Genomic DNA, 24,144 nt, shown 5'->3' on the forward strand with positions numbered 1-24,144 from the left:
CCACACGAGGTGGGAGCTTGGTTCGCAGTCCCGGCGGCCGCCCGGTCTCCCTGGCGACGAAGAGAACATTACACGGGGTGGATGGGGCCGGAAACAGGGGGTCCCTTTACGGCGAATCCGCTGGTCAGGCCCTGTTTCCGGCCCGCGCCACTACACCGCGGCGACGCCGGCGATGTTGCGCTTGCCCCGGCGCACGACCAGCCACCGGCCGTGCAGCAGGTCACCGGCCGACGGCTTCCACTCCTCGTCGGTGACCTTCGTGTTGTTCACGTACGCGCCGCCCTCCTTCACCGTGCGGCGCGCGGCGCCCTTGCTGTCCACCAGCCCGCCGGCCAGCAGCAGCTCGACGATGGTGGGCTCGTCGGACAGCTTCACCTCGCCGCTGGGCACCTCGGCCATCGCGGCGTCCAGCGTCGGCGCCTCCAGCTCGGCGAGTTCGCCCCGGCCGAACAGCGCCTGGCTGGCCGCGATGACCTGCCGCGTCTGCGCCTCGCCGTGCACCAGCGTGGTGAACTCCTCCGCCAGCCGCCGCTGGGCCGAGCGCAGGTGCGGTCGTTGCTCGGTGTCCTCGGCCAGCGCCGCGATCTCCTCGGCGGTGAGGAAGGTGAACATCCGCAGGTACCGGATCACGTCGGCGTCACCGACGTTGACGAAGTACTGGAACCACGCGTACGGCGAGGTCATCTCCGGGTCCAGCCACAGGTTGCCGCCGCCGGTGGACTTGCCGAACTTGCGGCCCTCGGCGTCGGTGACCAGCGGCGCGGTCAGCGCGTGCACGCTCTTGCCGTCGACCCGGCGGATCAGGTCCACGCCGCCGACCAGGTTGCCCCACTGGTCCGAGCCGCCGACCTGCAGCGTGCAGCCGTAGGTGCGGTTCAGGTGCAGGTAGTCCTGCGACTGCAGCAGCAGGTAGCTGAACTCGGTGTAGGACATGCCGTCGGTGTCCAGCCGCCGCTTCACCGTCTCCCGGTTCAGCATGGTGTTGACCGGGAAGTGCTTGCCGACGTCGCGCAGGAACTCCAGCACCGACTGCTGCCCGGTCCAGTCCAGGTTGTTGGCCACCACCGCGCCGGTCGGCGAGTCGTCGAAGTCCACGAACCGCTCGAGCTGCCCGCGGATCCGGCCCGCCCACTCGCCGACCACGTCGAGCGAGTTCAGCGTGCGCTCGCCGGTGTCGCGCGGATCACCGATCATCCCGGTCGCGCCGCCGGCCAGCACGATCGGCCGGTGCCCGGCGCGCTGGAACCGGCTGAGCATCAGCAGCGGGACCAGGTTGCCGGCGTGCAGGCTGGGCGCGGTCGGGTCGAAGCCGCAATAGAGCGTGAGCGGTCCCTGGTCCAGGTCTCGGCGCAGGGCGTCGAGGTCGGTGGACTGCGCGATCAGGCCGCGCCAGGACAGTTCGTCAAGGATGTGCGCACTCACGCCTTGAATGATCCCCCACCAGCGCAATCGGTTTCCGGGCGGGCTCTACCGCCCCGGCCGCACCCGCCCGCCGCGCCGGTAGGTCGAGACCGCCGGCGAACCGTCCACCCAGAACCGCCACGGCGTGTCCATCGCCGCGGCCACACCCACGCGCGGGCCGGTGCGGATCTCACCGGTGTCGACCCGGTCCCCGGCCAGCAGGCGGATCGGCGACGCCGGGTCGAGCAGGTCGGTGCCGTTGTGCGCGCGGTCGAGGCCCAGTGCCGAGGTCAGGATGGCGGGTCCATTCGCGACGGTGGCCGAGCGCGCCTTCGGCCGCCGGGCGCGGACCACGTCGGCGCCGTCGACCACCTCGGCCGCGCGCAGCAGGACCGCGCCGGGCACCCCGTCGACGCCGCACACCACGTTCGCGCAGAAGTGCATTCCGTAAACGAAGTACACGTACAGGTGACCCGCCGGCCCCCACATCACGTCGTTGCGCGGGGTGCGGCCGCGGTAGCAGTGCGACGCCGGATCGTCGTGCCCGCGGTACGCCTCGACCTCGACCAGGCGCACGCGCACCGTGCCGTCGGGGCCGTCCGCCTCCAGCTCGCAGCCCAGCAGGAAGGGCGCCGCGACAACCGGGTCGATGGCCAGCTCGTCCGCGGTGACCAGTCTTCCCGTCACCGCAGCACCACCGTTCCCGAGACGGTGGCCAGTTCGGCGACCAGCGCGGGCTCGGCGGCCTCGGTCACCTCGAGTTCCGTGTCCAGCGCGGCGAACACCAGTCCGAGGCGTCCGGGGTCGGGGTGTTCCCCGCGCAGCGAAACCAGGCGCGTGCCGGTCGCGGCCCCGCGTGACGGGTGCGGCGTGTCACCCCAGCCGATCACGAACGGGATCAGTCCGCCCTGGTTGTCCGGCGGGAACGCGAGCCGCCAGGACAGCAGCACGCCGTCGGGGCGGCGGCGCGACATCGGGACGGCGTCGCCGGGCTCGTGCCCGGCGGCGCGGGCGCGCTCCAGCGCCAGGTCGAGGTCCGGGACCTGGATCGCCCAGGTCACCAGGCGGGGCGCGATGAGCTCGTCGATCCCGAACGGGCGCGGCGTGGCCGGCTCCGGCTGGTCCGGGTCCGGGCCGATGACCTCGAGGAACGCGTGGTCACCGAGCGCGGCGAGGTGGTTGCGCGTGCCGAGGCCGGGATGTGGCCCGCCGGGGCTCAACGCGATTCCGCGTCCGGTCAGCTCCTCGACCGTCCGGCCGAGCTCCGGTGTCGCGTAGACCAAGTGATCCAGGTGATCCAGCACCGCTCTCCCCTCGTCCCCATCCGATCCTAACCAGGAGGTGTTTTGAGCGGACGCTCAACTCGGGGTACAGTGAGTTGAGCGGTCGCTCAAAACGTCGCGCGAACGAGGGGGTCCGATGGCTCCGATCCAGGTGGAGACGCTGATCAGGGCGGATCTCGACGTGCTGTGGCAGCACACCCAGGACCCCGTCCTGCACGCGCGCTGGGACCTGCGGTTCACCGAGATCACCCCGCTGGCGCCGGGCCGGTTCCGCTACACCAGCCGCTTCCTCGGCGTGACGGTCACCGGCCTCGGCACGCACGCCGGAGAACGCCACCGCGCCGACGGCGGCCGCACCTCGGCGTTGCGGTTCCGCTCGGCCGATCCCCTGTCGCTGATCCACCACGGCTCGGGGTACTGGCGGTACGCGCCGGAACCCGGCGGCGTCCGCTTCACCACCGGGTTCGACTACTCGACCCGCTGGGGCGCCCTCGGCCAGGCGGCCGACCGGGTGTTCCGGCCGGTCTTCGCCCGGCTGACCGCGCTGTCCTTCGACCGGCTCCGCCGCTGGCTCGAGACCGGCGTCGAACCCGAACACTCCAGGAGCGGACTTGACCATCTTCGAACGAGCTTTCGGTACTGACTTCGCCCGCCTGCACCCGCGCGTACGGCAGCGGCTCAGCCTCGGCACGGCCAGCGGCATCGGCATGGTCGGCCGCGGCGTGATGGACCGGATCTGGCGAGGGCCGAGCTACACCACGCCGTTCCTGCGCCTGGGCACCACCCGCCACATCCTGTTTCCCGAACAGGGCGAGAACGTGCCGTTCACCATCGAGAACCACCCGTACACCGACTCGTTCGGGCGCGAGACGGTCTCCTTCGTGCGCACCTTCGAACTCCCGGGGAAGCGCCGCCGGTTCGACGCGCAGATGGTGTTCGACGCGGCCACCGGCCGGATCGTCGACTACCTCGGCACGCACCAGCACGTGGCCGCCGAACTGCGGGTGAGCGTGCGCGAGGACGGCGGCTTCCGGATCAGCTCCGGCGAGTTCCGGCTGCGCGAAGGTCCACTGCGGACGGTCCTGCCGCGGCGGATCTGCGGCACCGCCACCGTGGACGAGTGGTTCGACGAGGAACTCGGGCAGTTCCGCGTCGAGGTGGTGGTGGCCAATCCGCGGTTCGGCCCGGTGTTCGGCTACCACGGCCGGTTCACCGCGACCTTCGTCGAACAGGGGGCGGGCGGCGCGGTGAAACCACTGCGCGAGAAGGTGTTGTGGTGAACACGGTGGACACCAGGCAGCGGCTGATCGACGGCGTGCTCGCGGTCATCAGGGAACAGGGCATCACCGCGGTCTCCGCGCGCTCGGTGGGGGCCGCCGCCGGCGCGAACCAGGCGCTGATCTTCTACCACTTCGGCACCCTGGAAGAGCTGATCGCGCAGACCTGCGTGCAGACCACCGAAGCCCGCGTCGCGGCCTACCGCGACCGGTTCGCCGAGGTGCGCACGCTCGGCGAACTGCTCGCGCTCGGCCGCGAGATCCACGAAACCGAGCGCGCCGAAGGCAATCTGGCCGTGCTGGCGCAGACGCTGGCCGGGTCGCAGGGCGGCGGACGGCTCGCCGAAGCGACCAGGGAGGCGCTGGCCAAGTGGACGACCGAAGTGGAGAGCACGCTCCTGCGGGTGCTCGCCGGTTCACCGCTGACCGAGTTCGCCGACCCGGCCGGGCTCGCTCGCGCGACCTCGGCCGGGTTCCTCGGGCTCACCCTGTTCGAGAGCGTCGACCCGGCGGGCGGTGAGCAGGCGCTCGGCGCGCTCACCCAGCTCGCCGCGCTGGCCGACGTGCTGGAAAGCCTCGGCCCGATGACCACGAAGGCCGTGCGCGCGAAACTGCGCTCGGCGGCGAAGTCGCGCGCTACTTGAGCCAGTCGCGCAGTTCGCCGATCTTGTGCACCAGGCGTTCGCGCTGCTCGGCGACCCGCACCGGGGCCGTACCGCCACGCGCGTCCCGTGAAGCCACCGACCCTTCGATGGTGAGCACCTCACGCACCCGCGGGGTCAGCGTGGGGTGGATCTTCGCCAGCTCTTCGTCGGTCAGGTCCTCCAGGCCGGCGCCCCTGGCCTCCGCCACGCGCACGCACTCCCCCGCGGCTTCGTGCGCCACGCGGAACGGCACCCCTTGCCGCACCAGCCATTCCGCGATGTCGGTGGCCAGGGTGAACCCGGCGGGCGCGAGTTCGGCGAGGCGGCCGGTGTGGAAGGTGAGCGTGCCGAGCATGCCCGCGATCGCCGGGAACAGCAGGTCCAGCTGCTCGACCGAGTCGAACACCGGCTCCTTGTCCTCCTGCAGGTCCCGGTTGTAGGCCAGCGGCTGCGCCTTGAGCGTGGCCAGCAGGCCGGTCAGGTTGCCGATCAGCCTGCCGGACTTGCCGCGGGTCAGCTCCGCCACGTCCGGGTTCTTCTTCTGCGGCATGATCGAACTGCCGGTGGCCCAGGCGTCGTCGAGCGTGACATACCCGAATTCGGCGGTGTTCCAGATGATCACCTCTTCGGCGATCCGCGACAGGTTCACGCCGAGCATGGCCAGCGCGAAGGCGAACTCGGCGGCGAAATCCCGCGAAGCGGTGCCGTCGATGGAGTTCTCCACCGAGGTGTCGAAGCCCAGCTCGGCGGCCACGGCCTCCGGGTCGAGCCCGAGCGACGAACCCGCGAGCGCACCGGATCCGTACGGCGACTCGGCGGCCCGCGCGTCCCAGTCCCGCAGGCGGCCGACGTCACGCAGCAGGCCGTGCGCGTGGGCCTGGAGGTGGTGCGCGAGCAGCACCGGCTGCGCGTGCTGCAGGTGCGTGCGGCCCGGCAGGATCGCGTCGGCGTTGCGCTCGGCCTGCGACACCAGCGCTTCCACCACGTCCAGCGTGCCCGCGACCATTCGCCGCGCGGCGTCACGCAGGTACATCCGGAACAGCGTGGCGACCTGGTCGTTGCGCGACCGGCCCGCCCGCAGCTTGCCGCCCAGCTCGGCGCCCGCGCGCTCGAGCAGGCCGCGTTCGAGCGCGGTGTGCACGTCCTCGTCGGCCAGTTCCGGGGTGAACGCGCCGGAGGCCACGTCGTCGGCGAGCGTGTCCAGCGCGGACAGCATGCCGGTCAGCTCGTCCTCGGTGAGCAGCCCGGCCTTGCGCAGCACCCTGGCGTGCGCCCGCGAACCGGCGATGTCGTAGGGCGCCAGCCGCCAGTCGAAATGCGTCGACAGGCTCAACGCCGCCATGGCCTCGGCAGGCCCGCTGGCGAACCGGCCGCCCCACAGCTGGACCGGCTGCTCTTTCCCGCTCACTCGCTCACACACTTTCTCGTCGCTGGTTTCCTTCGCCGGGCACCCTACTCACTCGTCCGGTGTGGACGAGCGGTCCGCCAGTTCGGCGAACTTCTCCGCCAGGCCCTTGCCGGTCAGCGGCTCGCGGGCGATCACGGCCACCGTGTCGTCGCCGGCGATGGAGCCGACCACCTCCTCCAGCGCGGCCCGGTCGATCGCGCTGGCCAGGAACTGCGCCGCGCCCGGCGGCGTGCGCAGCACCATCAGGTTGCCCGAGGCGTCCACCGAGACCATCAGCTCGGCCAGCAGTTTCGCCAGCCGGGAGGTCCCGCCCTGCACGCCGCGGACCGGGCTGCCGTCTTCGGGGATCACGTAGATCGGCGCGCCCGAATCGGCCCCGCGCAGCTTGACGGCGCCCAGTTCGTCGAGATCGCGCGACAGCGTGGCCTGGGTGACCTCGGTGCCTTCCGCGGCCAGCAGCTTGGCCAGCTCGGTCTGGCTGCGGATGGCCATCGTGGACACCAGCTCGATGATCCTGGCCTGCCTGGCCGCCCTGCTCATCGGCGTCGCTCGTCGCGCGAGTTTTCCAGGAGCCAGACCAGCAGCGCCTTCTGCGCGTGCAGCCGGTTCTCCGCCTCGTCCCACACCGCGCTGGCCGGGCCGTCGAGCACCTCGTCGGTGATCTCCCAGCCGCGGTGCGCGGGCAGGCAGTGCAGCACGATCGCCTCCGGCGCGGCGCGTTCCAGCAGGGCCGCGTTGACCTGGAGCGAGCGGAACGGGCCGACCCGGTCCAGCCCGTCGTTCTCCTGCCCCATCGAGGTCCAGGTGTCGGTGACCAGCACGTCGGCGCCGTCGACCGCGGCGTGCGGATCGGTGAACACGGTCGCGCTGCCGCCGGTTTCGCTGGCGCGGTGCTTGGCGTCGAGCATCACCTGCTGGTCCGGCTGGAAGCCCTCCGGCGAGACCACGCGCACGTTCATGCCGGCCGTGGTGCCGCCGAGCAGCAGCGAATGCGCCATGTTGTTGGCGCCGTCGCCGAGGTAGACCATGGTCAGCCCGGCGAGCTTGCCCTTGCGCTCGCGGATGGTCTGCAGATCGGTGAGCACCTGGCACGGGTGGAACTCGTCGGTCAGCGCGTTGATCACCGGGACGCGGGAGACCGAGGCCATCGCGTCGATGCGCTTCTGCGCGAAGGTCCGCCAGACCACCGCGTCGACGTAGCGCGAGAGCACCCGCGAGGTGTCCTCGATGGTCTCCTCACGGCCGAGCTGCATGGACCGGCCGTCGACGATCACCGGGTGCCCGCCGAGCTGCGCGATGCCGACGTCGAAGGACAGCCGGGTGCGCGTCGAGTTCTTCTCGAAGATGGCCGCGACCGACTTGCCCTCCAGCGCGCGCGAGCTGAGCGGAGCGGCCTTGAGCCGGTCGGCGAGGTCGAGCACGGCGAGCTGCTCGTCGGGGGTGAGGTCGTCGTCCCGGAGGAAGTGCCTTGGCATGGGTTCTCAGTCCTGGGTGGTGGGGCCGAGCACGGCGGGCAGCGCGGCCAGGAAACCGGCCGCCTCCTCCGCGCTCAGGGTCAGCGGGGGTGCCAGCCGGACGGTGTCGGGCTGGATGGGGTTCACCAGGTAACCGGCGTCCTGCGCGGCCTGGGCGACCGCGGCCGAAGCCGGTTCGGCGAGCGTGATGCCGAGCAGCAGGCCCTGGCCGCGCACGCCGGTCACCAGCGGGTGGCCGAGCTGGTCGACACCGGCCGCGATGTCCTTGCCGAGCGCGGCGACGTGCTCGTTCAGCCCGTCGACGGCGATGGTGCGGAGCACGGCCAGCCCGGCCGCGCAGGCCACCGGGTTGCCGCCGAAGGTGGTGCCGTGGTGGCCGGGGCCGAACAGGTCGGCGGCCGCGCCGACACCGATCACCGCGCCCAGCGGCAGGCCGCCGCCGAGGCCCTTGGCCAGGGTGATCACGTCCGGCACCACGCCGTCGTGCTGGTGGGCGAACCAGGCGCCGGTGCGGCCGATGCCGGTCTGCACCTCGTCGAGCACGAGCAGCGCGCCCGCGGCCTCGGTGATCTCACGCGCCGCGCGCAGGTAGCCGTCCGGCGCGGGCACCACACCGCCCTCGCCGAGGATCGGCTCGATGAACACGGCGGCGGTTTCGGTGTCCACCGCGGCGCGCAGCGCCTCGACGTCGCCGAACGGGACGTGCTCGACGCCCGGCACCAGCGGCACGAACGGGTCCCGCTTCGCGGGCTGCCCGGTGAGCGAGAGCGCGCCCATGGTCCGGCCGTGGAAGGCGCCCTCGCAGGCGATCACCTTGGTGCGGCCGGTGCGCCTGCTGAGCTTGAGCGCGGCCTCGTTGGCCTCCGCGCCCGAGTTCACGAAGAGCACCTTGCCGTCGCCGCGCACACCCGCCACGTCGAGCAGGGCCTCCGCCAGCTCCACGGTGACCGGGTTGACGTAGAGGTTCGACGTGTGGCCGAGCAGCTTGACCTGCTCGCTGACCGCCTCGACCACCGCCGGGTGCGCGTGGCCGAGCGCGTTCACCGCGATCCCGCCGAGAAGGTCCACATAGGACTTACCGTCCGCGTCCCACACCGTGGCGCCCTCGCCGCGCACCAGCGTCAGCTTCGGCGTGCCGTAGTTGTCCATCAGCGCGGAGCGCCAGCGCGCCTGACCGTCCTCATTGGACTTGATCGTGCTCATCCCGGCTCTCCCTCCGGCAGTACCATGGTGCCGATCCCCTGGCTGGTGAACACTTCCAGCAGCACCGAGTGCGCGAGGCGGCCGTCGATCACGTGCGCGCGGCGGACCCCGCCGCGGATCGCGCGCACGCAGGCCTCCATCTTCGGGATCATGCCGCTGGCCAGCCCGGGCAGCAGCTGCTCCAGCCGGTCCACCCGGATCCGGTCCACCAGCGAGGACCGGTCGGGCCAGTTCGCGTAGAGCCCCTCGACGTCGGTGAGCACCACGAGCTTCTCGGCGCCGAGCGCGGCGGCGAGCGCCCCCGCCGCGGTGTCGGCGTTGACGTTGTGCACCACGCCGTCGACGTCCGGGGCGACCGTGGAGACCACCGGGATGCGGCCCGCGTTCACGATGTCGAGCACCGCGTCCGGGTTGACCGAGGCCACCTCGCCGACCAGGCCGATGTCCACCGCCTCGCCGTTCACCGTGGCCTGCTTGCGTTCCGCGGTGAACAGCCGCGCGTCCTCACCGGAGATGCCGACCGCGTACGGGCCGTGCGCGTTGATCAGCCCGACCAGCTCGCGGCTGACCTGGCCGACCAGCACCATGCGCACGATGTCCATGGTCTCCGGGGTGGTCACCCGCAGGCCGCCCTTGAACTCGCCCTCGATGCCGAGGCGGGCGAGCATCGCGCTGATCTGCGGCCCGCCGCCGTGCACCACCACCGGGCGCAGCCCGGCCAGCCGCAGGAACACCATGTCCTCGGCGAAGGCGCGCTTGAGCTCGTCGTCGATCATCGCGTTGCCGCCGTACTTGACCACGACGGTGGCCCCGTGGAAGCGCTGCAGCCACGGCAGGGCCTCGACCAGCACGCCCGCCTTCTCGGCGGCGGTGGCCAGCCGCTCGTCGGCGCTGATCACCGATTCGGACGGGGTCATGTCGAGTACGCCGAGTTCTCGTGCACGTAGGCGTGCGTCAGGTCGTTCGTCCAGATGGTGGCCGCGGCCAGGCCCGCCTTGAGGTCGACGGTCACGGTCACCTCGCGCGGGTTCAGGTCCACCTTGTCGCGGGATTCGCCCGGTTCGCCGTTGCGGCACACCCAGACACCGTTGAACGCCACGTCCAGGCGGTCCGGCTCGAACACCGCGTCGGTGGTGCCGACCGAGGCGAGGATGCGGCCCCAGTTCGGGTCCTTGCCGAACACCGCGGTCTTGAACAGGTTGCTGCGCGCGATGGCGCGGCCCACGTTCACCGCGTCCTGCTCGGTGGCCGCGTTCACCACCTCGATGGCGATGTCGTGGTCGGCGCCCTCGGCGTCGCCGAGCAACTGCTGGGCCAGGTCGTGGCAGAGGTCGCGGAGCAGCTCGCCGAACTCGTTCGGGCCCGGCTTCACCCCGGAGGAACCGCTGCACAGCAGGACCACCGTGTCGTTGGTGGACATGCAGCCGTCGGAGTCGAGCCGGTCGAAGGTGAGCCGGGTGGCTTCCCGCAGCGCGGCGTCCGCGGTGGCCTGGTCCACGTCGGCGTCGGTGGTGAGCACCACGAGCATCGTCGCCAGCGCGGGGGCGAGCATGCCGGCGCCCTTGGCGATGCCGCCGATGGTGAACCCGTTGCCCTGGCGCACGGCCTCCTTGGGGCGGGTGTCGGTGGTCATGATCGCCTCGGCCGCAGCGGGGCCGCCGTCGGCCGAGAGCGCGTCGACCGCGGCGTCGATCCCGGTGCGCAGCTTGTCGGCTTCGAGCTGCTCGCCGATCAGGCCGGTGGAGCAGACCACCACCTCGACGGCACCGAGGTCCAGCCGCGCGGCGACCTGCTCGGCGGCGCTGTGCGTGTTCTGGAAACCCTGCGGGCCGGTGTAGCAGTTGGCGCCGCCGGAGTTCAGCACGACCGCGCGGGCGCGGCCGTCGTCGAGCACGCGCTCGCTCCACAGCACGGGATTGGCTTTGCAGCGGTTCGTGGTGAACACGGCCGCGGCCACGTCGGACGGGCCCTCGTTGACCACGAGCGCGACGTCGGGCTTGCCGCTGACCTTGAGGCCCGCGGTCACCCCGGCGGCCCGGAAGCCCCGCGGAGCGGTGATCGTCATGGTGCTACTCCCACTGTGGAAAGTCCGGTGGTTTCTTCGAAGCCCAGCGCCAGGTTCGCCGACTGCACGGCGCCGCCGGCGGTGCCCTTGGTCAGGTTGTCCAGTGCGGCGATTACCACCAGGCGCCCGGCGTCGGCGTCCACGGTCACCTGGAGGTGCACCGCGTTCGAGCCCAGCACCGCGGCGGTGCTCGGCCAGCTGCCCGCTGGCAGCAGGTGCACGAACGGCTCGTCGTGGTAGACCTTCTCGTACTCGGTCCGGATCGCGTCGAGGTCGGTGCCGGCGCGCAGGGGCGCGCTGGCGGTGGTCAGGATGCCGCGCGGCATCGGCGCCAGCACCGGGGTGAACGAGACGGTCACCCGCTCGCCCGCCACCAGCCCGAGGTTCTGCGCGAACTCCGGGGTGTGCCGGTGTGCACCGCCGACGCCGTACGCGCTGGCCGAACCCATCACCTCCGACCCGAGCAGGTGCGGCTTGAGGCTCTTGCCAGCGCCCGAGGTGCCGGTCACCGAGACGAAGTGCGCCTCCGGCTCCACCAGCCCCGCGGCGAACGCGGGCGCGAGCGCCAGCGAGCCACCGGTCGGGAAGCAGCCGGGCACCGCGATCCGCTTGGTGCCGTACAGCTTCTCCCTGGCGCCGGGCAGTTCGGGCAGGCCGTACGGCCAGGTGCCCGCGTGCTCGCCGCCGTACCAGCGCTGCCAGTCCGACGCGTCGCGGAGCCGGTGGTCGGCGCCGAGGTCGACCACCAGCACCTCCTCGCCGAGCCGCGCAGCGATCTCGCCGGAATGCCCGTGGGGCAGGGCGAGGAACACCACGTCGTGGCCGGCCAGCGTCTCGGCCGTGGTTTCGGCCAGCACCCGGTCGGCGAGCGGCACGAGGTGGGGCTGGTGCTGGCCCAGCCTGTCCCCCGCGCTGCTCGCCGCGGTCAGCGCGCCGATCTCGATCTCCGGATGGACCAGCAGCAGGCGCAGGAGTTCGCCCCCCGCGTACCCGCTGGCGCCGGCCACCGCCGCCTTCACCGTCATACGCATGATTATGCACGCTGACGCAATTCTAAACAAACCGGGTTTGGGGTTGGGGTGTCCGGCCGACCTCCTTCCTGGAGTTTGGTAGCGCGCCCGGCGCATGAAGTAGGTGGGCGCGGGCTGGTTGCATGGAGCGCTCCGGGTCGCCGCCCGCGCGGGGTGGCTCCGGAGGCCGTGGCTGGGCACGGCAGGTGCCTCCGCTCGCTCGCGCAGGGGCGAGCAAGCATGGCCGAGGCTTCGGCTGGAAGCACCGGGCACGTCCCAAGCGCTGCCCTGCGCACGGCAGGTGACGCTCGCGCAGGGCGCGCGGCACTTGCGCAAGGCGAGCAGCGCCCGCGCTGGGCATGCCCACTTACCCAAGGCGGGCGGCACTTGCACAAGGCGGGCGCCGCCCGCGCCGGGCAGGTGCCGTCCGTGCGGGGCGGGCGGCACGTGCGCCGAGTGGGCCGCGCTGCGCAAGGCAGCGGCACCGAGGCTGCGCCCCGCAGCCGCACGTGCCCACTGCTGTTTGCTCGTACCGGAGCGGACAGCCAGAGCCGTGAGGCTGTGACCTCAAGCAAACAGGCGTTCCCTGCACCGCCCGCATGGGGGCGGGCGGCACCGAGGTCGCGGCCGGAGGCAACGGGTGTGCCCCGGGCGCCGTTGGTGGCGGCGCCCGGGGGCTCACCGTGTGGCGTCGGAGGCTCATCGCGTGGGGTCAGGGGCTCATCGCGGTCACCTCTCGCCGGCTTGGCGGGTCCGGTAGGTAGGCGCCCGGGTTCTCCGGGTCGCAGCCCACCCTGGGCAGGCGTGCCCGGATGCTGCCCGGGCTTCGGCCGAAGGCCTCGGCGATGGTTTCGACCGGCTCGCCCGCCATCCACCGGCGTTCGAGGGCGGCATCCAGCGTCGGCGACCAGGGCTGGCCCTGTTGCGCCGGCCGCGGCCCCGATCTTCGCGGGCCGGTGCGGCCGAGCGCGCCCGCCGAGCGCAGCGCTCTCGAGAGCACGGTGGCCAGCGTGGCCGCGGCCGCGGCGTCGAGGTCGAGGCGGCCGTCCGCGACGGGCTCGCCCTGCGGCCCGGCGGCGTGCACGTCCACCACCAGGCGCGCTTCCGGCAGGGAAGCGGCCTCGACCGTGTAGGTAGCGGTTTCGGTCCGGATCTGGGTCCGGTGCTGTTCGGAAACTGTCATGCGCCGGACGCTAGCCACGGGGTCCGACAGTTTGCGAACACCGGCGGTGATCGGGTGGTCGCGCAGGGCGGTGGCGGGAAACTGTCGGGTGGGGTGCTTATGGTGGGCGGCCGAGGGGAAGGACGGGTGATGACCGCAGAACTGGTGGCGGCCGCGCGGGCCGGGCTGGCGGAGCTGGCCGACGCCGGGAAGGCACCGCAGATGCAGCGGTACATGAAGTCGGCGATGCCGTTCCGCGGGGTGCCCGCCCCGGCCAGGCGCAAGCTGGCGAACCGGCTGTTCCGCGCGTACCCACTGGCCGACGTCGCGGAGTTCACCGCGGTCACCCGCCAACTGTGGCGCGAGGCCGGCTACCGCGAGGAGCGGTACCTGGCGATCGACCTGACCGGGCACGGCGCCTACCGCGGCTGGCAGTCGCCCGGCCTGCTCGAGCTGTACGAGGAGCTGATCGTCACCGGAGCCTGGTGGGACTACGTGGACGAGGTGGCCATCCGCCGGATCGGCCCGCTGCTGCGGACCGATCCCGGCGTGCTGAAGCCGGTCCTGCTCGACTGGGCCGCCGACGAGGACCACTGGCGCCGCCGCACCGCGATCATCTGCCAGATCGGGGCGAAGTCCGCGACCGACACCGGGCTGCTCACCCAGGCCATCGAGGCCAGCATCGGCGAGCCGGACTTCTTCCTGCGCAAGGCGATCGGCTGGGCCCTGCGGGAACTGGCGAAGACCGACCCGGACTGGGTGCTGGCCTTCGCCGAGAACCACGGCGACCTCTCCCCGCTGTCACGAAGGGAGGCACTGAAGAACCTGAAAAACTGAATCAGGCGCGCAGGGTGGCCCCGAAGCGTTCGGCGGCCGCCGCGACCGCGGCGTCACGGGCGGCGGTGGCCTCCTCGACCTTGAGCGTGCGGTCCGGCGCGCGGAACCGCAGCTTGTAGGCGAGGGAGCGCTTGCCGGCACCGACCTGCTCGCCGGTGTAGGTGTCGAACAGCGAGACATCCTCGATCAGTTCGCCACCACCACGGCGCAGGGTCTCGGCCAGTTCGGCCGCGGGCACCGAGCTGTCGGCGACCAGTGCCACGTCCAGCAGCACGGGCGGGTACGGCGACACCGCGGGCGCCGGGCGGCGTTCCAGCAGCGGGATCGCGTCGAGGTCGAGCTCCATGGCCACGGTGCGCTTGGGCAGGCCGAGGGCTTCGACCACCTTCGGGTGCAGCTCACCGGCGTGCCCGACCGGCCAGTCGCCGACCAAAAGCCGGGCGCAGCGGCCGGGGTGCCACGGCAGCAGGTCCGCCGAGCGCACCTCCAGCTCGACACCGGCCGCGGCGGCGACGGTGCGGGCCGCCTGCACGGCGTCCGCCCACGAGGCTTGCTGGCCCTCGCCCCACCAGCCGGGGCGCTCGCGGTGACCGGTCAGCACCACGGCGACGTGCACCGGCTGCGCGGGCACGGCGGCCTCCAGCGCGGCCAGCTCCTCGTCGGCGGGACGCGCCGAGACACCGAGCCGCGGCATGGCGGCCGGCTTCTCGGCGGGCAGCACGACCTGGCCGATCTGGTACAGGGTGACGTCGCGGAAGCCGCGGGAAACGTTGCGCTGCAACGTTTCCAGCAGGCCGGGCAGCAGCGAGGTGGCCAGCTCGTCCTTTTCGGACTCCAGCGGGTTGAGCACCTTCACCGCGCGGCGGCGCACGTCGTCCTCGGGCAGCCCGAAGGCGTCCCAAGTGGACTTCGCGACGAACGGGAAGGGCAGCACCTCGACGTAACCCGCCGCGGCGAGCGAACGCGAAACCGTGCGGCGACGGCGCTGCGCCTCGGTCAGCCCGGCACCGGCCGGCGCGGTCGGCAGCTCGGACGGGATGCTGTCGTAGCCCTCGAGCCGGAGCACCTCCTCGACCAGGTCGGCGGGCTGCACCAGGTCACCGCGCCAGCTCGGCGGCACGGCGGTGACCAGCGCGGTGCCGTCGTCGGAGGTGGCGATGCCGACCTTGCAGCCGATCTGGCTCAGCCGCCGCGCGGTGACGCCGCGGTCGTAGCGCACGCCGGCCACCTTGTCGGGCAGGTTGATCGGCATGGTGATCTCGGCGACCGGCTTCAGCTGACCGGCGTCGGTGCGGCCCGGCTGGATGCGGCCGTCGCCGTACTGGCGCAGCAGCCGCGCCGCCAGCTCCACCGCCACCGGCGGCAGCTGCGGGTCGGTGAACCGCTCGAACCGCTTCGCGGCCTCGGAGAACAGCTTGTGCCGCCGCGCGGTCCGGCTGATCGACGGCGGATCCCAGTGCGCGGCTTCGAGCAGCACGTCGGTGCTTTCCGGGGTGATCTCGGTGCTGGCGCCACCCATGGTGCCCGCCAGCGAGATCACGCCGGAGTCGTCGGCGATGACGATGTCGTCGGAGTCGAGCTCGCGCTCCGCGTCGTCCAGCGTGGTCAGCTTCTCGCCCGGCTTCGCCCGGCGGACGACCAGCTCACCCTGGATCGCGGTGGTGTCGAAGGCGTGCAGCGGGTGGCCCAGCTCCAGCATGACGTAGTTCGTCACGTCCACGGCCAGCGAGATCGACCGCATGCCGGCCAGCATCAGGCGGCGGCGCATCCACCACGGCGTCGGCGCGGAGGCGTCCAGCCCGGTGACCCGGCGCAGCACGAACCGCGGGCAGCAGCCTTCGGGGTCCTCGATGCGGACCGGCCAGGCCTCGCCCTCGGCACCGGGGATCTCGCTCAGCCCGGGGTCGCCGAACGGCGCGTCGAAGGCGTTCGACAGCTCGCGGGCCAGGCCGCGGATGGACAGCGCGTAACCGCGGTCGGGGGTCGGCGCCAGCTCCAGCACGGTGTCGGAGAGGCCGATCACCTCGGCGGCGTCGTCACCGGGGCCCGCGGTGCCCGGCGGCAGCACCAGGATGCCGCTGTGGTCGTCACCGAGGCCCAGTTCACGCGCCGAGCAGATCATGCCGTCGCTGGTCCGGCCGTAGGTCTTGCGCGAGCCGATGGCGAAGCCGCCGGGCAGCACCGCGCCCGGCAGCGCCACCACCACGAGGTCGCCCTCGTTGAAGTTCGAGGCGCCGCAGATGATGCCGCGCGTCTTGATCGCCGACGGGTCCGGCTCCTCGCCGGTGTCCTCGGGCGCGTGCTCCTCGCCCACCTCGACCCGGCAGAACCGGATCGGCTTCTTGAACTCGGTGAGCTCTTCGATCTCGACCACGCGGCCGATCACCAGCGGACCGGTGACCGCGTCGAGCGGGTGCACGGCGTCGACCTCGATGCCGATCCGGACGAAGGCGTCGACCAGCTCCTGCGGCCCGACGCCCTCACCGAGTTCGAGGTGCTCGGTCAGCCAGCTGACGGGAACTCGCACTACGCCTCCGTTCCGAAGGGAAGGGTGAACCGGACGTCGCCTTCGACCATGTCGCGCATGTCCGGGATGCCGTTGCGGAACTGCAGGGTGCGCTCCAGGCCCATGCCGAAGGCGAAGCCGGAGTAGACCTCGGGATCGACCCCGCAGGCCCGCAGCACGTTGGGATTGACCATGCCGCAGCCACCCCACTCGACCCAGCCGGGGCCGCCCTTCTTCTCCTCGAACCACACGTCCACCTCGGCGGACGGCTCGGTGAACGGGAAGAAGTGCGGGCGCAGCCTGGTCTTCGAGCGCTCGCCGAACATGGCGCGCGCGAAGGCGTCCAGCGTGCCCTTGAGGTGGGCCATGGTGATGCCCTTGTCCACCGCGAGGCCCTCGACCTGGTGGAACACCGGCGTGTGCGTGGCGTCCAGCTCGTCGGTGCGGTAGGTGCGGCCGGGGCAGACCACGTAGACCGGCAGGTCGCGGTGCAGCAGCGTCCTGGCCTGCACCGGCGAGGTGTGCGTGCGCAGCACCAGCCCGGAGTCCTCCGGGCCGACGTAGAAGGTGTCCTGCAACTGCCGCGCGGGGTGGTCCTTGCCGAAGTTCAGCGCGTCGAAGTTGAACCACTCGGCTTCCAGCTCGGGACCCTCGGCGACCTCGTAGCCCATGCCGACAAACACGTCGGCCACCCGCTCGGCGAGCGTGGTCATCGGGTGCCGGGCGCCGGGCGCGACCTTCTCCCACGGCAGCGTCACGTCGACGGCCTCGTCACGCAGCACGCGCTCGTCCCGCTCGACCTGCAGCGCGGCGCGGCGCGCGTCGAAGGCGCCCTGGATGGCCTGGCGTGCCTCGTTGACCCGCTTGCCGGCCTCGGCCTTCTCCTGCTTGGGCAGGCCGCCGATCTGCCGCCGGGCCAGCATCAGCGGGGAGTTGTCACCCAGGTGCGCCGGCTTGCACGCGGCGAGGGCGTCGAGGTCCGCGGCCGCGGCGAAGTCCGTGTCCGCGGACTTGACGGCGGCCTGCAGGGTTTCCGGGGCCAGCGCGTCGGCGGTGGCCGGCTCCTGGCTGTTGTTGGCTTCGGACATAGCTCCTCGGCGTCCACTCGGGACGGGTTCGCGGGCGCACGTGCACATTCAGCCGCAGAGTCTAGGTGACCGGCGAATCGCGCCGACGGCTAACCCCTGCTCAAAGCTGATTTCTTGAAAGATCAACAAGGCGGCTGGTCAGCGGTGCGCGGCGAGTGCGCTGGCGTAGAGGCACAAACCCGCGGCGGTGGCCAGGTTGAGGCTTTCGGCCTTGCCGTAGATCGGCACCCGGATGCCCCGGTCGGCGAGCGCGAGCACCTCGGCGGGCAGGCCGTGCGCCTCGTTGCCGAGCACCCACGCGGACGGCTCGGCCAGGTCGTCGGCGGAGTCCAGGCCCGCCTCGGCGTACCCGTCGGCGGCCAGTACCCGCAGGCCGGCAGCCCGGCACGCCTCGATCGCGGTGGCGACATCACGCTCGCGCGCCACCGGGAGGTGGAACAGGCTGCCGGTGGAGGCACGCACGCACTTGCCGTTGTGCGGGTCGACGGCGTCCCCGGCGAAGATCACCGCGTCCGCGCCGGCGGCGTCGGCCACCCGCAGCACGGTGCCCGCGTTGCCGGGGTCGGCGATGCCCGCGAGCACGGCGACCAGTCGCGGCGAACCGGACAGCGCGTCGGCGAGCGGTACGTCGACCAGCTCGCAGACCGCGACAAGCCCTTGCGGTGAAACGGTTTCCGAGAGCATTTCGGCGGCACGCTGGTTGATCGAGGAGATCCGCGCACCGGATTCCGCCGCTCGGGTGACCAGTTCGGGGTGCTTGGCGGCGGCCGCTTCGGTGGCGAACAGCTCGTGCACGGTCCCGTGCGTGAGCGCCTCGCGGACCGCCTGGGCGCCCTCGGCGAGGAATCGGCCGGCCTCGGTGCGGCCGGACCGCGAAGTGAGCCTGCGCGCAGCAACGACCCGGGGGGTCCTGTGCCCCGCCAAGGCGGGGGGACCGTCCCCGGGTCGCTGGTTCACGCCGGTGGTGCTCAGGCCGACTTCTTCTCTTCGCCGGTGGTCACGTGCTGCTTGGCCAGCTCGGCCAGCGCCGTGAAGGCGGCGGCGTCGTTCACCGCGAGGTCCGCGAGGATCTTGCGGTCGACCTCGACACCAGCGGCCTTGAGGCCCTGGATGAAGCGGTTGTAGGTCACGCCGTTGGCCCGGGCGGCCGCGTTGATCCGGGTGATCCACAGCTGGCGGAAGTCACCCTTGCGGGCACGGCGGTCCCGGTAGGCGTAGTTCAGGGAGTGAAGCGTCTGCTCCTTGGCCTTGCGGTACAGCCGGGAGCGCTGACCGCGGTAACCACTGGCCAGTTCGAGAGTTGTGCGACGCTTCTTCTTGGCGTTCACCGCCCGCTTGACGCGTGCCACGGGTCCATCCTGTCGATCTCGGGGGGCGAATCACGCCCCGGGGGTGTTCAGAGCAAGTGCGGTCAGCGGCCGAGGAGGCGCTTGACGCGGCTGACGTCGGCCTTGGCCAGCTCGGTGGTGCCTTCGAGGCGGCGGGTCACCTTGCTGGCCTTCTTCTCCATCAGGTGACGGCGGCCGGCCTTCTGACGGCGGATCTTGCCGGTGCCGGTGACGCGGACTCGCTTGGACGTCCCGCTGTGCGTCTTGTTCTTGGGCATTTTCATCCTCTTTCGTGCGGCAGCACACCGAAATCTCGGTGTGCTGCTGACTGTGCCGGCCCGAGCGGGCGAGGTCAGGAATCCGCGGCTTCGGCTTCGGTTTCCTTGGCTTTCGCCTTCTGCGGCTTCACGTTCTTGTGCGGCGCCAGCACCATGATCATGTTGCGGCCGTCCTGCTTGGGCGAGGACTCCACGAAGCCGAGCTCCTGGACGTCGTCGGCCAGCTTCTGCAGCAGCCGGAAGCCGAGCTCCGGCCTGGACTGCTCCCGGCCACGGAACATGATCGTGACCTTGACCTTGTTGCCGGCTGCGAGGAAGCGGGACACGTGGCCCTTCTTCGTCTCGTAGTCGTGCTGGTCGATCTTCGGGCGCAGCTTCTGCTCTTTGATGACGGTCAGCTGCTGGTTGCGGCGCGACTCGCGGGCCTTCTGGGCGCTCTCGTACTTGAACTTCCCGAAGTCCATGAGCTTGGCTACCGGCGGCCGTGCCTGCGGGGCGACCTCGACGAGGTCCAGGTCCGCTTCCTGGGCGAGCCGGAGTGCGTCCTCTATGCGGACGATGCCGACCTGCTCCCCGTTGGGTCCGACCAGCCGGACCTCGGGAACGCGGATGCGCTCGTTGATGCGCGTCTCGGAGCTGATGGGGCCTCCTTGGTCCGAGTAATGTTCTGCTCTGCTCGTTCGACCTGGTGCCCACATACCAAAGGCCCCGGCTTCCGCACTGGGTGCGGCCGCGGGGCCCTCATCCGATCGACCGCCGACACGAGGTCGGCTGCCTTCGCGACGGCCACGCCCGAGGTGGGTCGTGCCGTTTCGCGAGACCGGACCCGGCCGCCTCGAGCGGCGACGCGGGTGGGAGCGGGGCTCCACTTGCCGCCCCCGATCACTCGGGGGCTGGTCGCTCGTGGAAGGGTACCAGACGTGTCGGACAACGCTGGACACCAGCCTCAGAATTCCCCCGGAACGGACGCCGACGGCATCCGCGAGCTCGAGACCATTCCCAGTGTAGAGGTGATCAGCCGCGCCGCCGTGATGCTGATGTCGGCGGGCGCCGAGCGGCTCGGCCTCGCCGACGAGGACCCGGACACCAGCCCGCGCCGCGACCTCGACGAGGCGCGGCGCCTGATCACCGCGCTGGCCGGGCTGGTCACGTCGTCGGCGGAGTACCTCGGCGCGCACGCCGGCCCGCTGCGCGACGGGCTGCAGTCGCTGCAGAAGGCCTTCCGCGAAGCGTCGGCCGTGCCGGACGCGCCCGGCCAGGGGCCCGGCGAGAAGTACACCGGCCCCGTGCACTGAGTCACACCCGGCAGGGACCCTGGCGGTCCCGTTTTCCGACAGCTAACATGTTAGATATGAGTGCCCTGAAGCCGGTCCGGCGTGTGCTGCTGCGCGACGAGGCGTACGAACTCCTGCGCCGCGCGATCATCACCGGGGAGCTGGCGCCGGGGCAGCAGCTGCGCGAGCACGACCTGGCCGCGGAGCTGGGACTCTCCCGCGCGCCGGTGCGGCAGGCGCTGACCAGGCTGACCGCCGAGGGCCTGGTCGAATCGAAGCCGCAGAGCTTCACCAGGGTCGCGCCGCTGGAGAGCGACGACGTGCGCGACGCGCTCCAGCTGACCCGCGTGCTGCACGAGTTCGCCGTGCGCACGGCCCGGCTCGGGCCAGTGCACCTGGACCGGATGCGGGCCGCAAACGCGAAGTTCGCGGCGGCGGTCGAAGCCCGCGACGTCGACGCGGCGATCGAGGCGGACGACGAGTTCCACGACGTACCGGTGGAAGCCTGCGGGAACCGCGCGGTCGCCGAAACGCTCGACCGCTACACCCCGCTCCTGCGCCGCCTCGAGCGCGCGCGGTTCTCCAGCCTGCCCGCGCACCGCTCGGTGCGGCGGCACGAACAGCTCATCGACGCCTGCGCGGCGGGTGACACCGGCGAAGCCGTCCGGATCACCGGCCGCATCTGGGCCGAACTCGGCGACCTGATGGACGCCGGAGAGGAAACCTGATGCCACTTGCCGACTTCCCCCGCCACCCGCTGCTGTTCGGCCCGTCGCCGGTGCACCGGCTGGACCGGCTCACCCGGCACCTCGGCGGGGCGGAGGTCTGGGCCAAGCGCGAGGACGTCAACTCCGGGCTCGCGTACGGCGGCAACAAGACCCGCAAGCTGGAGTACCTGGTCGCCGACGCGCTGGCGAGCGGCGCGGACACGCTGATCTCGATCGGCGGCGTGCAGTCCAACCACACCAGGCAGGTGGCCGCGGCCGCCGCGCGCACCGGGCTGAACGCCGTGCTGGTGCAGGAAAGCTGGGTGGACTGGAAGGACCCCGGTTACGACCGGGTCGGCAACATCCAGCTGTCGCGGCTGATGGGCGCCGACGTCCGGCTGGTCGACGCCGGGTTCGGCATCGGGTTCAAGGAGAGCTGGGAGCAGGCGATCGCCGAGATCGCGGCGCGTGGCGGCAAGCCGTACGCGATTCCGGCGGGTGCATCGGATCACCGGCTGGGCGGGCTCGGCTTCGCGACCTGGATGCGGGAAGTCGAGGCGCAGGAACGGGAACTCGGCGTGTACTTCGACACGATCGTGGTCTGCTCGGTGACCGGCAGCACGCAGGCGGGCATGATCGCCGGGGCGGCGCTGGGCGAGCGGCCGCGCCGGATCGTCGGCATCGACGCCTCGGCGAAGCCCGCGGAAACCCGGGCGCAGGTGGGCCGGATCGCGAAGGCGACGGCCGAGCTGATCGGCACCCCGCGCGAGCCGGACGAGGTGATCCTCGACGAGCGGTACCACGCCGGGATCTACGGCGTGCCCGACGAGTCCACTGTGGACGCAATGCGCACGGCGGCCCGGCTGGAGGGGATGATCACCGACCCGGTGTACGAGGGCAAGTCGATGGCCGGGCTGATCGACCTGGTCTCACGCGGGGAGATCCCGCGGGATTCGACGGTGCTCTACGCGCACCTGGGCGGGCAGCCCGCGTTGAGCGCGTACAGCGAACTTCCCTGACCGGAAGGTGTCACGAATGTGGCTTTCGGGACGCGAAACGTCTCGAAAGCCACATTCGTGACACGGGATCAATCCCCGATGACGGCGAGGACGTCGATTTCGACCAGGAGGCCGGCGGGCAGGCCGACGTAGACCGTGGTGCGCGCCGGGAACGGCTCGCCGCCGATCAGTTCGTTGTAGACCTCGTTGAACTCGGCGAAGTGCCCGGTGTCGGTCAGGTAGGCCCGCACCATCACCACGTCGTCCCAGCTCGCCCCGGCCGCCTCCAGCACCGCGGTCAGGTTCTTGACCGTCTGCCGGGTCTGCTCGCCGACCGAATCCCCGACGATCTTGTTCGTCCCGGGTTCGAAGGCGACCTGGCCGGCCAGCTGCAGGATGTTCCCCTTGCGAACGGCCTGCGCGAAGTTCGCCACCGGCGTCGGGGCGTTCTCCGTGCTGATCGCGACCTTGCCCATGTGCTTCATCCTTCCGTGTTCCTCGCTCCCGTCCATCCACTGTGGATGGACGCCTCCTCGGCGGCCGACACCAGTTCCGGTACCAGCGCGAGCAGTCCGTCGTAGTCCAGCAGCACCTTCGGCACCGAAAGGCTGGCCGCGGCCAGCACCTCGCCGCCCGCCCCGCGCACGGGGGCGGCGATGCAGTGGATGAAGTCCTCGTGCTCGGCGTTGTCCACCGCGTACCCGCGGCGCTCCACCTGCTCCAGCTCGGCCAGGTACCCGGCTGCCGAAGTGATCGTATTCGCGGTCAGCCGCACGTAGTCCACGCGGTGAGCCACCTCATGCCGCCGGTCCGGCGGGAACGAGGCGACCAGCACCTTGCCGACCGCCGTGCAGTGCAGCGGCGCGCGCTTGCCGACCCGCGAGTACATCCGGACCGAATGCCGTCCCTCGTACTTGTCGATGTAGACCACCTCGCCGTCGTCGTAGCTGGCGAGGTGCACGGTGTGCCCGGTGCGCGCGTTGAGCGCGGCGAGCGCGGGCTGCGCGGCGCGGCGCACGTCGTAGCCTTCGAGCGCCTGGTTGGCCAGGTCGAACAACGCGGTGCCGAGCCGGTAGTACCGCGTGCCGTCGCGGCGGACGAAGTGGTGCTGCTCCAGGGTGCGCAGCAACCGCAGCACGGTCGACTTGTGCACGCCGACCTCCTCGGCGAGCTGGTCGAGGGTCTTGTGCTCCTTCGCCAGCCCCGCGAGCACGATGAGCGCCCGGTCCAGGCTCTGGCTCATGCGCGCACCACTCCTTCGTCGGTCAGCCGGGTCGCCGCCCAGGCCCGCTCGTCGGCGGCGAGCAGTTCGGCGACCACCCCGGGGGGCAGCGGCGGCCCCACGTCGTCGTGCGTGCGCAGCGTAGATGCCGCCTGGAGGTGCCCGGACCGCAACCGGGTCAGCGGGTCCGCCCCGCGCAGGGTGGCGGCGAGGAAACCGGCCGCGAAGGCGTCCCCGGCGCCGACCGGCTCGACCACGTCCACCTTCAGCGCGGGCGCGAACACCGGTTCGCGATCGCCTTCGAGCAGGGTCGCGCCGCGCGCGCCGTGCTTGATCACCAGCGTCTCGGGCTCGGGCAGGCGCTTGCGCAGCACACCGGGATCGCCGCTCCCCCAGACGATTTCGGCTTCGTCGTCGCCCGCGAGCACCACGTCGGCCCGCCGGGCCAGCGCGGTCAGCTCGGCGGCGGGATCGCGGCCGGACCACAGCACCGGGCGGAAGTTCAGGTCGAACGAGACCCGCGTGCCCGCCCGCGGCAGGGCCAGCACCGCGCGCACGAGTTCGGCGCAGGAAGCCGACAGCGCGGGCGTGATCCCGCTCAGGTGGATCACGCCGACCGCGCCGAGGTCGAGGTTCCGCAGCAGGTCCGGGCCCATCGCCGAAGCCGCCGAACCGGACCGGTAGTAGCGCACCGGGCTGCCGCCGGAGCTGCTCTCCTTGACGTACAACCCGGTCGGCCGCGCCGGATCGACGACGGCACCGCCGACGTCCACCCCCGCGGCCGCGATCTCCTCGAGCAGCGCGCGCCCGAACGGATCGTCGCCGACGGCGCTGGCCCAGCGGCTGCGCAGGCCGAGCGCGGCGAGGTGGCAGGCCACATTGGACTCCGCACCGCCGATCGTGCGCTGCCAGGACCGCACGCGGTGCGGCGGCCCGGCTTCACCAGGGACAAAAAGCGCCATCGACTCGCCGATGCAG

Annotated in this window: 27 protein-coding genes; 7 read left to right on the forward strand and 20 right to left on the reverse strand. The window is 71.9% G+C overall.

Annotation, left to right across the window (positions count from 1 at the left end):
- Positions 1-150: 150 nt before the first annotated feature.
- Genes tyrS through A4R43_RS14400 form a run of 3 tightly spaced genes read right to left on the reverse strand, consistent with a single transcriptional unit; the run spans position 151 to position 2,705 of the window.
- Positions 151-1,422: a tyrosine--tRNA ligase gene (gene tyrS, locus A4R43_RS14390; RefSeq protein WP_113692799.1), complete on the reverse strand. Its 1,272-nt coding sequence runs from the start codon at positions 1,420-1,422 to the stop codon at positions 151-153.
- Between the two features lie 45 nt (positions 1,423-1,467).
- A complete protein-coding gene (locus A4R43_RS14395) occupies positions 1,468-2,088 on the reverse strand; it encodes a DNA-3-methyladenine glycosylase (RefSeq protein WP_113692800.1) in 621 nt (206 codons plus the stop codon).
- Positions 2,085-2,705, reverse strand: coding sequence for a VOC family protein (locus A4R43_RS14400; RefSeq protein WP_236808998.1), 621 nt, complete (start codon positions 2,703-2,705; stop codon positions 2,085-2,087). The genes A4R43_RS14395 and A4R43_RS14400 overlap by 4 nt, the downstream gene beginning before the upstream one ends.
- 115 nt (positions 2,706-2,820) lie before the next feature.
- Here A4R43_RS14400 and A4R43_RS14405 point away from each other — a divergent pair, with 115 nt between their 5' ends.
- The 3 genes from A4R43_RS14405 to A4R43_RS14415 are packed head-to-tail and all read left to right on the forward strand — an operon-like array spanning position 2,821 to position 4,605.
- Complete coding sequence (locus A4R43_RS14405) at positions 2,821-3,327, forward strand: SRPBCC family protein (protein WP_113692801.1); 507 nt, start codon at positions 2,821-2,823, stop codon at positions 3,325-3,327.
- Positions 3,296-3,964, forward strand: a complete 669-nt coding sequence (locus A4R43_RS14410) for a DUF4166 domain-containing protein (protein WP_113692802.1) — start codon at positions 3,296-3,298, stop codon at positions 3,962-3,964. The genes A4R43_RS14405 and A4R43_RS14410 overlap by 32 nt, the downstream gene beginning before the upstream one ends.
- A complete protein-coding gene (locus A4R43_RS14415) occupies positions 3,961-4,605 on the forward strand; it encodes a TetR/AcrR family transcriptional regulator (protein ID WP_236808999.1) in 645 nt (214 codons plus the stop codon). Before A4R43_RS14410 ends, A4R43_RS14415 begins: the two co-directional genes overlap by 4 nt.
- Here the strand turns inward: A4R43_RS14415 and argH are convergent.
- From argH to A4R43_RS14455, 8 genes are all read right to left on the reverse strand, one after another.
- Complete coding sequence (argH, locus tag A4R43_RS14420; protein WP_113692804.1) at positions 4,598-6,013, reverse strand: argininosuccinate lyase; 1,416 nt, start codon at positions 6,011-6,013, stop codon at positions 4,598-4,600. The genes A4R43_RS14415 and argH overlap by 8 nt on opposite strands.
- Positions 6,014-6,061: 48 nt before the next feature.
- Entirely contained in the window at positions 6,062-6,553 is a 492-nt protein-coding gene (locus tag A4R43_RS14425) for an arginine repressor (protein ID WP_205215333.1), read from the reverse strand.
- Positions 6,550-7,488 carry an ornithine carbamoyltransferase gene (gene argF, locus A4R43_RS14430; RefSeq protein ID WP_113692805.1) on the reverse strand — a complete coding sequence of 313 codons (939 nt, stop codon included), beginning with the start codon at positions 7,486-7,488 and terminating at the stop codon, positions 6,550-6,552. The genes A4R43_RS14425 and argF overlap by 4 nt, the downstream gene beginning before the upstream one ends.
- A gap of 6 nt (positions 7,489-7,494) precedes the next feature.
- Positions 7,495-8,691, reverse strand: coding sequence for an acetylornithine transaminase (locus A4R43_RS14435; RefSeq protein WP_113692806.1), 1,197 nt, complete (start codon positions 8,689-8,691; stop codon positions 7,495-7,497).
- Entirely contained in the window at positions 8,688-9,608 is a 921-nt protein-coding gene (gene argB, locus A4R43_RS14440) for an acetylglutamate kinase (RefSeq protein ID WP_113692807.1), read from the reverse strand. The genes A4R43_RS14435 and argB overlap by 4 nt, the downstream gene beginning before the upstream one ends.
- Positions 9,605-10,756, reverse strand: a complete 1,152-nt coding sequence (gene argJ, locus A4R43_RS14445) for a bifunctional glutamate N-acetyltransferase/amino-acid acetyltransferase ArgJ (protein ID WP_113692808.1) — start codon at positions 10,754-10,756, stop codon at positions 9,605-9,607. The genes argB and argJ overlap by 4 nt, the downstream gene beginning before the upstream one ends.
- Complete coding sequence (gene argC, locus A4R43_RS14450; RefSeq protein WP_113692809.1) at positions 10,753-11,781, reverse strand: N-acetyl-gamma-glutamyl-phosphate reductase; 1,029 nt, start codon at positions 11,779-11,781, stop codon at positions 10,753-10,755. Before argC ends, argJ begins: the two co-directional genes overlap by 4 nt.
- Positions 11,782-12,478: 697 nt before the next feature.
- Complete coding sequence (locus tag A4R43_RS14455; protein WP_113692810.1) at positions 12,479-12,949, reverse strand: helix-turn-helix domain containing protein; 471 nt, start codon at positions 12,947-12,949, stop codon at positions 12,479-12,481.
- 129 nt (positions 12,950-13,078) lie between these two features.
- Between A4R43_RS14455 and A4R43_RS14460 the strand changes: the two genes are divergently transcribed.
- On the forward strand, positions 13,079-13,765 hold the full coding sequence (locus tag A4R43_RS14460; RefSeq protein WP_113692811.1) for a DNA alkylation repair protein: 687 nt from the start codon (positions 13,079-13,081) through the stop codon (positions 13,763-13,765).
- A gap of 1 nt (position 13,766) precedes the next feature.
- On the opposite strand, the gene pheT is transcribed toward A4R43_RS14460, so the two are convergent.
- The 6 genes from pheT to infC all read right to left on the reverse strand — a co-directional run bounded on the left by pheT (position 13,767) and on the right by infC (position 19,663).
- On the reverse strand, positions 13,767-16,292 hold the full coding sequence (gene pheT, locus A4R43_RS14465; protein ID WP_113692812.1) for a phenylalanine--tRNA ligase subunit beta: 2,526 nt from the start codon (positions 16,290-16,292) through the stop codon (positions 13,767-13,769).
- A complete protein-coding gene (pheS, locus tag A4R43_RS14470) occupies positions 16,292-17,359 on the reverse strand; it encodes a phenylalanine--tRNA ligase subunit alpha (protein WP_113692813.1) in 1,068 nt (355 codons plus the stop codon). Before pheS ends, pheT begins: the two co-directional genes overlap by 1 nt.
- 138 nt (positions 17,360-17,497) lie before the next feature.
- A complete protein-coding gene (locus A4R43_RS14475; protein ID WP_236809000.1) occupies positions 17,498-18,283 on the reverse strand; it encodes a TrmH family RNA methyltransferase in 786 nt (261 codons plus the stop codon).
- Between the two features lie 44 nt (positions 18,284-18,327).
- Positions 18,328-18,708: a 50S ribosomal protein L20 gene (rplT, locus tag A4R43_RS14480; protein WP_113692814.1), complete on the reverse strand. Its 381-nt coding sequence runs from the start codon at positions 18,706-18,708 to the stop codon at positions 18,328-18,330.
- Between the two features lie 62 nt (positions 18,709-18,770).
- Positions 18,771-18,965 carry a 50S ribosomal protein L35 gene (rpmI, locus tag A4R43_RS14485; RefSeq protein WP_113692815.1) on the reverse strand — a complete coding sequence of 65 codons (195 nt, stop codon included), beginning with the start codon at positions 18,963-18,965 and terminating at the stop codon, positions 18,771-18,773.
- 74 nt (positions 18,966-19,039) lie between these two features.
- Entirely contained in the window at positions 19,040-19,663 is a 624-nt protein-coding gene (gene infC, locus A4R43_RS14490; protein WP_113692816.1) for a translation initiation factor IF-3, read from the reverse strand.
- 222 nt (positions 19,664-19,885) lie between these two features.
- On the opposite strand from infC, the gene A4R43_RS14495 reads away from it, so the two are divergent.
- From A4R43_RS14495 to A4R43_RS14505, 3 genes are read left to right on the forward strand one after another with little or no spacing between them, the layout of a single operon-like run.
- Positions 19,886-20,260, forward strand: a complete 375-nt coding sequence (locus tag A4R43_RS14495; RefSeq protein ID WP_113692817.1) for a DUF1844 domain-containing protein — start codon at positions 19,886-19,888, stop codon at positions 20,258-20,260.
- A 56-nt stretch (positions 20,261-20,316) separates the two neighbouring features.
- A complete protein-coding gene (locus A4R43_RS14500; protein WP_236809001.1) occupies positions 20,317-20,967 on the forward strand; it encodes a GntR family transcriptional regulator in 651 nt (216 codons plus the stop codon).
- On the forward strand, positions 20,967-21,965 hold the full coding sequence (locus tag A4R43_RS14505; RefSeq protein WP_113692818.1) for a 1-aminocyclopropane-1-carboxylate deaminase: 999 nt from the start codon (positions 20,967-20,969) through the stop codon (positions 21,963-21,965). Before A4R43_RS14500 ends, A4R43_RS14505 begins: the two co-directional genes overlap by 1 nt.
- A 68-nt stretch (positions 21,966-22,033) precedes the next feature.
- Here the strand turns inward: A4R43_RS14505 and A4R43_RS14510 are convergent, their stop codons facing one another.
- From A4R43_RS14510 to A4R43_RS14520, 3 genes are read right to left on the reverse strand one after another with little or no spacing between them, the layout of a single operon-like run.
- Positions 22,034-22,420 (reverse strand): RidA family protein, encoded by a 387-nt coding sequence (locus tag A4R43_RS14510; RefSeq protein ID WP_113697597.1) that lies wholly within the window; start codon positions 22,418-22,420, stop codon positions 22,034-22,036.
- 5 nt (positions 22,421-22,425) lie between these two features.
- Entirely contained in the window at positions 22,426-23,187 is a 762-nt protein-coding gene (locus A4R43_RS14515) for an IclR family transcriptional regulator (RefSeq protein ID WP_113692819.1), read from the reverse strand.
- The gene (locus tag A4R43_RS14520) at positions 23,184-24,128 is read right to left on the reverse strand and encodes a sugar kinase (RefSeq protein WP_236809209.1); all 945 of its coding nucleotides are present in this window, start codon (positions 24,126-24,128) and stop codon (positions 23,184-23,186) included. Before A4R43_RS14520 ends, A4R43_RS14515 begins: the two co-directional genes overlap by 4 nt.
- Positions 24,129-24,144: the final 16 nt, after the last annotated feature.

Source organism: Amycolatopsis albispora, assembly GCF_003312875.1.
Taxonomy (GTDB): Bacteria; Actinomycetota; Actinomycetes; order Mycobacteriales; family Pseudonocardiaceae; genus Amycolatopsis; species Amycolatopsis albispora.

What these genes read in the sequence shown, in the direction of transcription:
- A4R43_RS14405 (WP_113692801.1), top strand. Translation starts at nt 2,821, where the DNA reads ATGGCTCCGATCCAGGTGGAGACGCTGATCAGGGCGGATCTCGACGTG.
- A4R43_RS14425 (WP_205215333.1), bottom strand. Translation starts at nt 6,553, where the DNA reads ATGAGCAGGGCGGCCAGGCAGGCCAGGATCATCGAGCTGGTGTCCACG.
- argF (WP_113692805.1), bottom strand. Translation starts at nt 7,488, where the DNA reads ATGCCAAGGCACTTCCTCCGGGACGACGACCTCACCCCCGACGAGCAG.
- A4R43_RS14435 (WP_113692806.1), bottom strand. Translation starts at nt 8,691, where the DNA reads ATGAGCACGATCAAGTCCAATGAGGACGGTCAGGCGCGCTGGCGCTCC.
- argB (WP_113692807.1), bottom strand. Translation starts at nt 9,608, where the DNA reads ATGACCCCGTCCGAATCGGTGATCAGCGCCGACGAGCGGCTGGCCACC.
- argJ (WP_113692808.1), bottom strand. Translation starts at nt 10,756, where the DNA reads ATGACGATCACCGCTCCGCGGGGCTTCCGGGCCGCCGGGGTGACCGCG.
- argC (WP_113692809.1), bottom strand. Translation starts at nt 11,781, where the DNA reads ATGACGGTGAAGGCGGCGGTGGCCGGCGCCAGCGGGTACGCGGGGGGC.
- A4R43_RS14455 (WP_113692810.1), bottom strand. Translation starts at nt 12,949, where the DNA reads ATGACAGTTTCCGAACAGCACCGGACCCAGATCCGGACCGAAACCGCT.
- A4R43_RS14460 (WP_113692811.1), top strand. Translation starts at nt 13,079, where the DNA reads ATGACCGCAGAACTGGTGGCGGCCGCGCGGGCCGGGCTGGCGGAGCTG.
- pheS (WP_113692813.1), bottom strand. Translation starts at nt 17,359, where the DNA reads ATGTCCGAAGCCAACAACAGCCAGGAGCCGGCCACCGCCGACGCGCTG.
- rpmI (WP_113692815.1), bottom strand. Translation starts at nt 18,965, where the DNA reads ATGCCCAAGAACAAGACGCACAGCGGGACGTCCAAGCGAGTCCGCGTC.
- infC (WP_113692816.1), bottom strand. Translation starts at nt 19,663, where the DNA reads ATGTGGGCACCAGGTCGAACGAGCAGAGCAGAACATTACTCGGACCAA.
- A4R43_RS14500 (WP_236809001.1), top strand. Translation starts at nt 20,317, where the DNA reads ATGAGTGCCCTGAAGCCGGTCCGGCGTGTGCTGCTGCGCGACGAGGCG.
- A4R43_RS14505 (WP_113692818.1), top strand. Translation starts at nt 20,967, where the DNA reads ATGCCACTTGCCGACTTCCCCCGCCACCCGCTGCTGTTCGGCCCGTCG.
- A4R43_RS14510 (WP_113697597.1), bottom strand. Translation starts at nt 22,420, where the DNA reads ATGGGCAAGGTCGCGATCAGCACGGAGAACGCCCCGACGCCGGTGGCG.
- A4R43_RS14515 (WP_113692819.1), bottom strand. Translation starts at nt 23,187, where the DNA reads ATGAGCCAGAGCCTGGACCGGGCGCTCATCGTGCTCGCGGGGCTGGCG.
- A4R43_RS14520 (WP_236809209.1), bottom strand. Translation starts at nt 24,128, where the DNA reads ATGGCGCTTTTTGTCCCTGGTGAAGCCGGGCCGCCGCACCGCGTGCGG.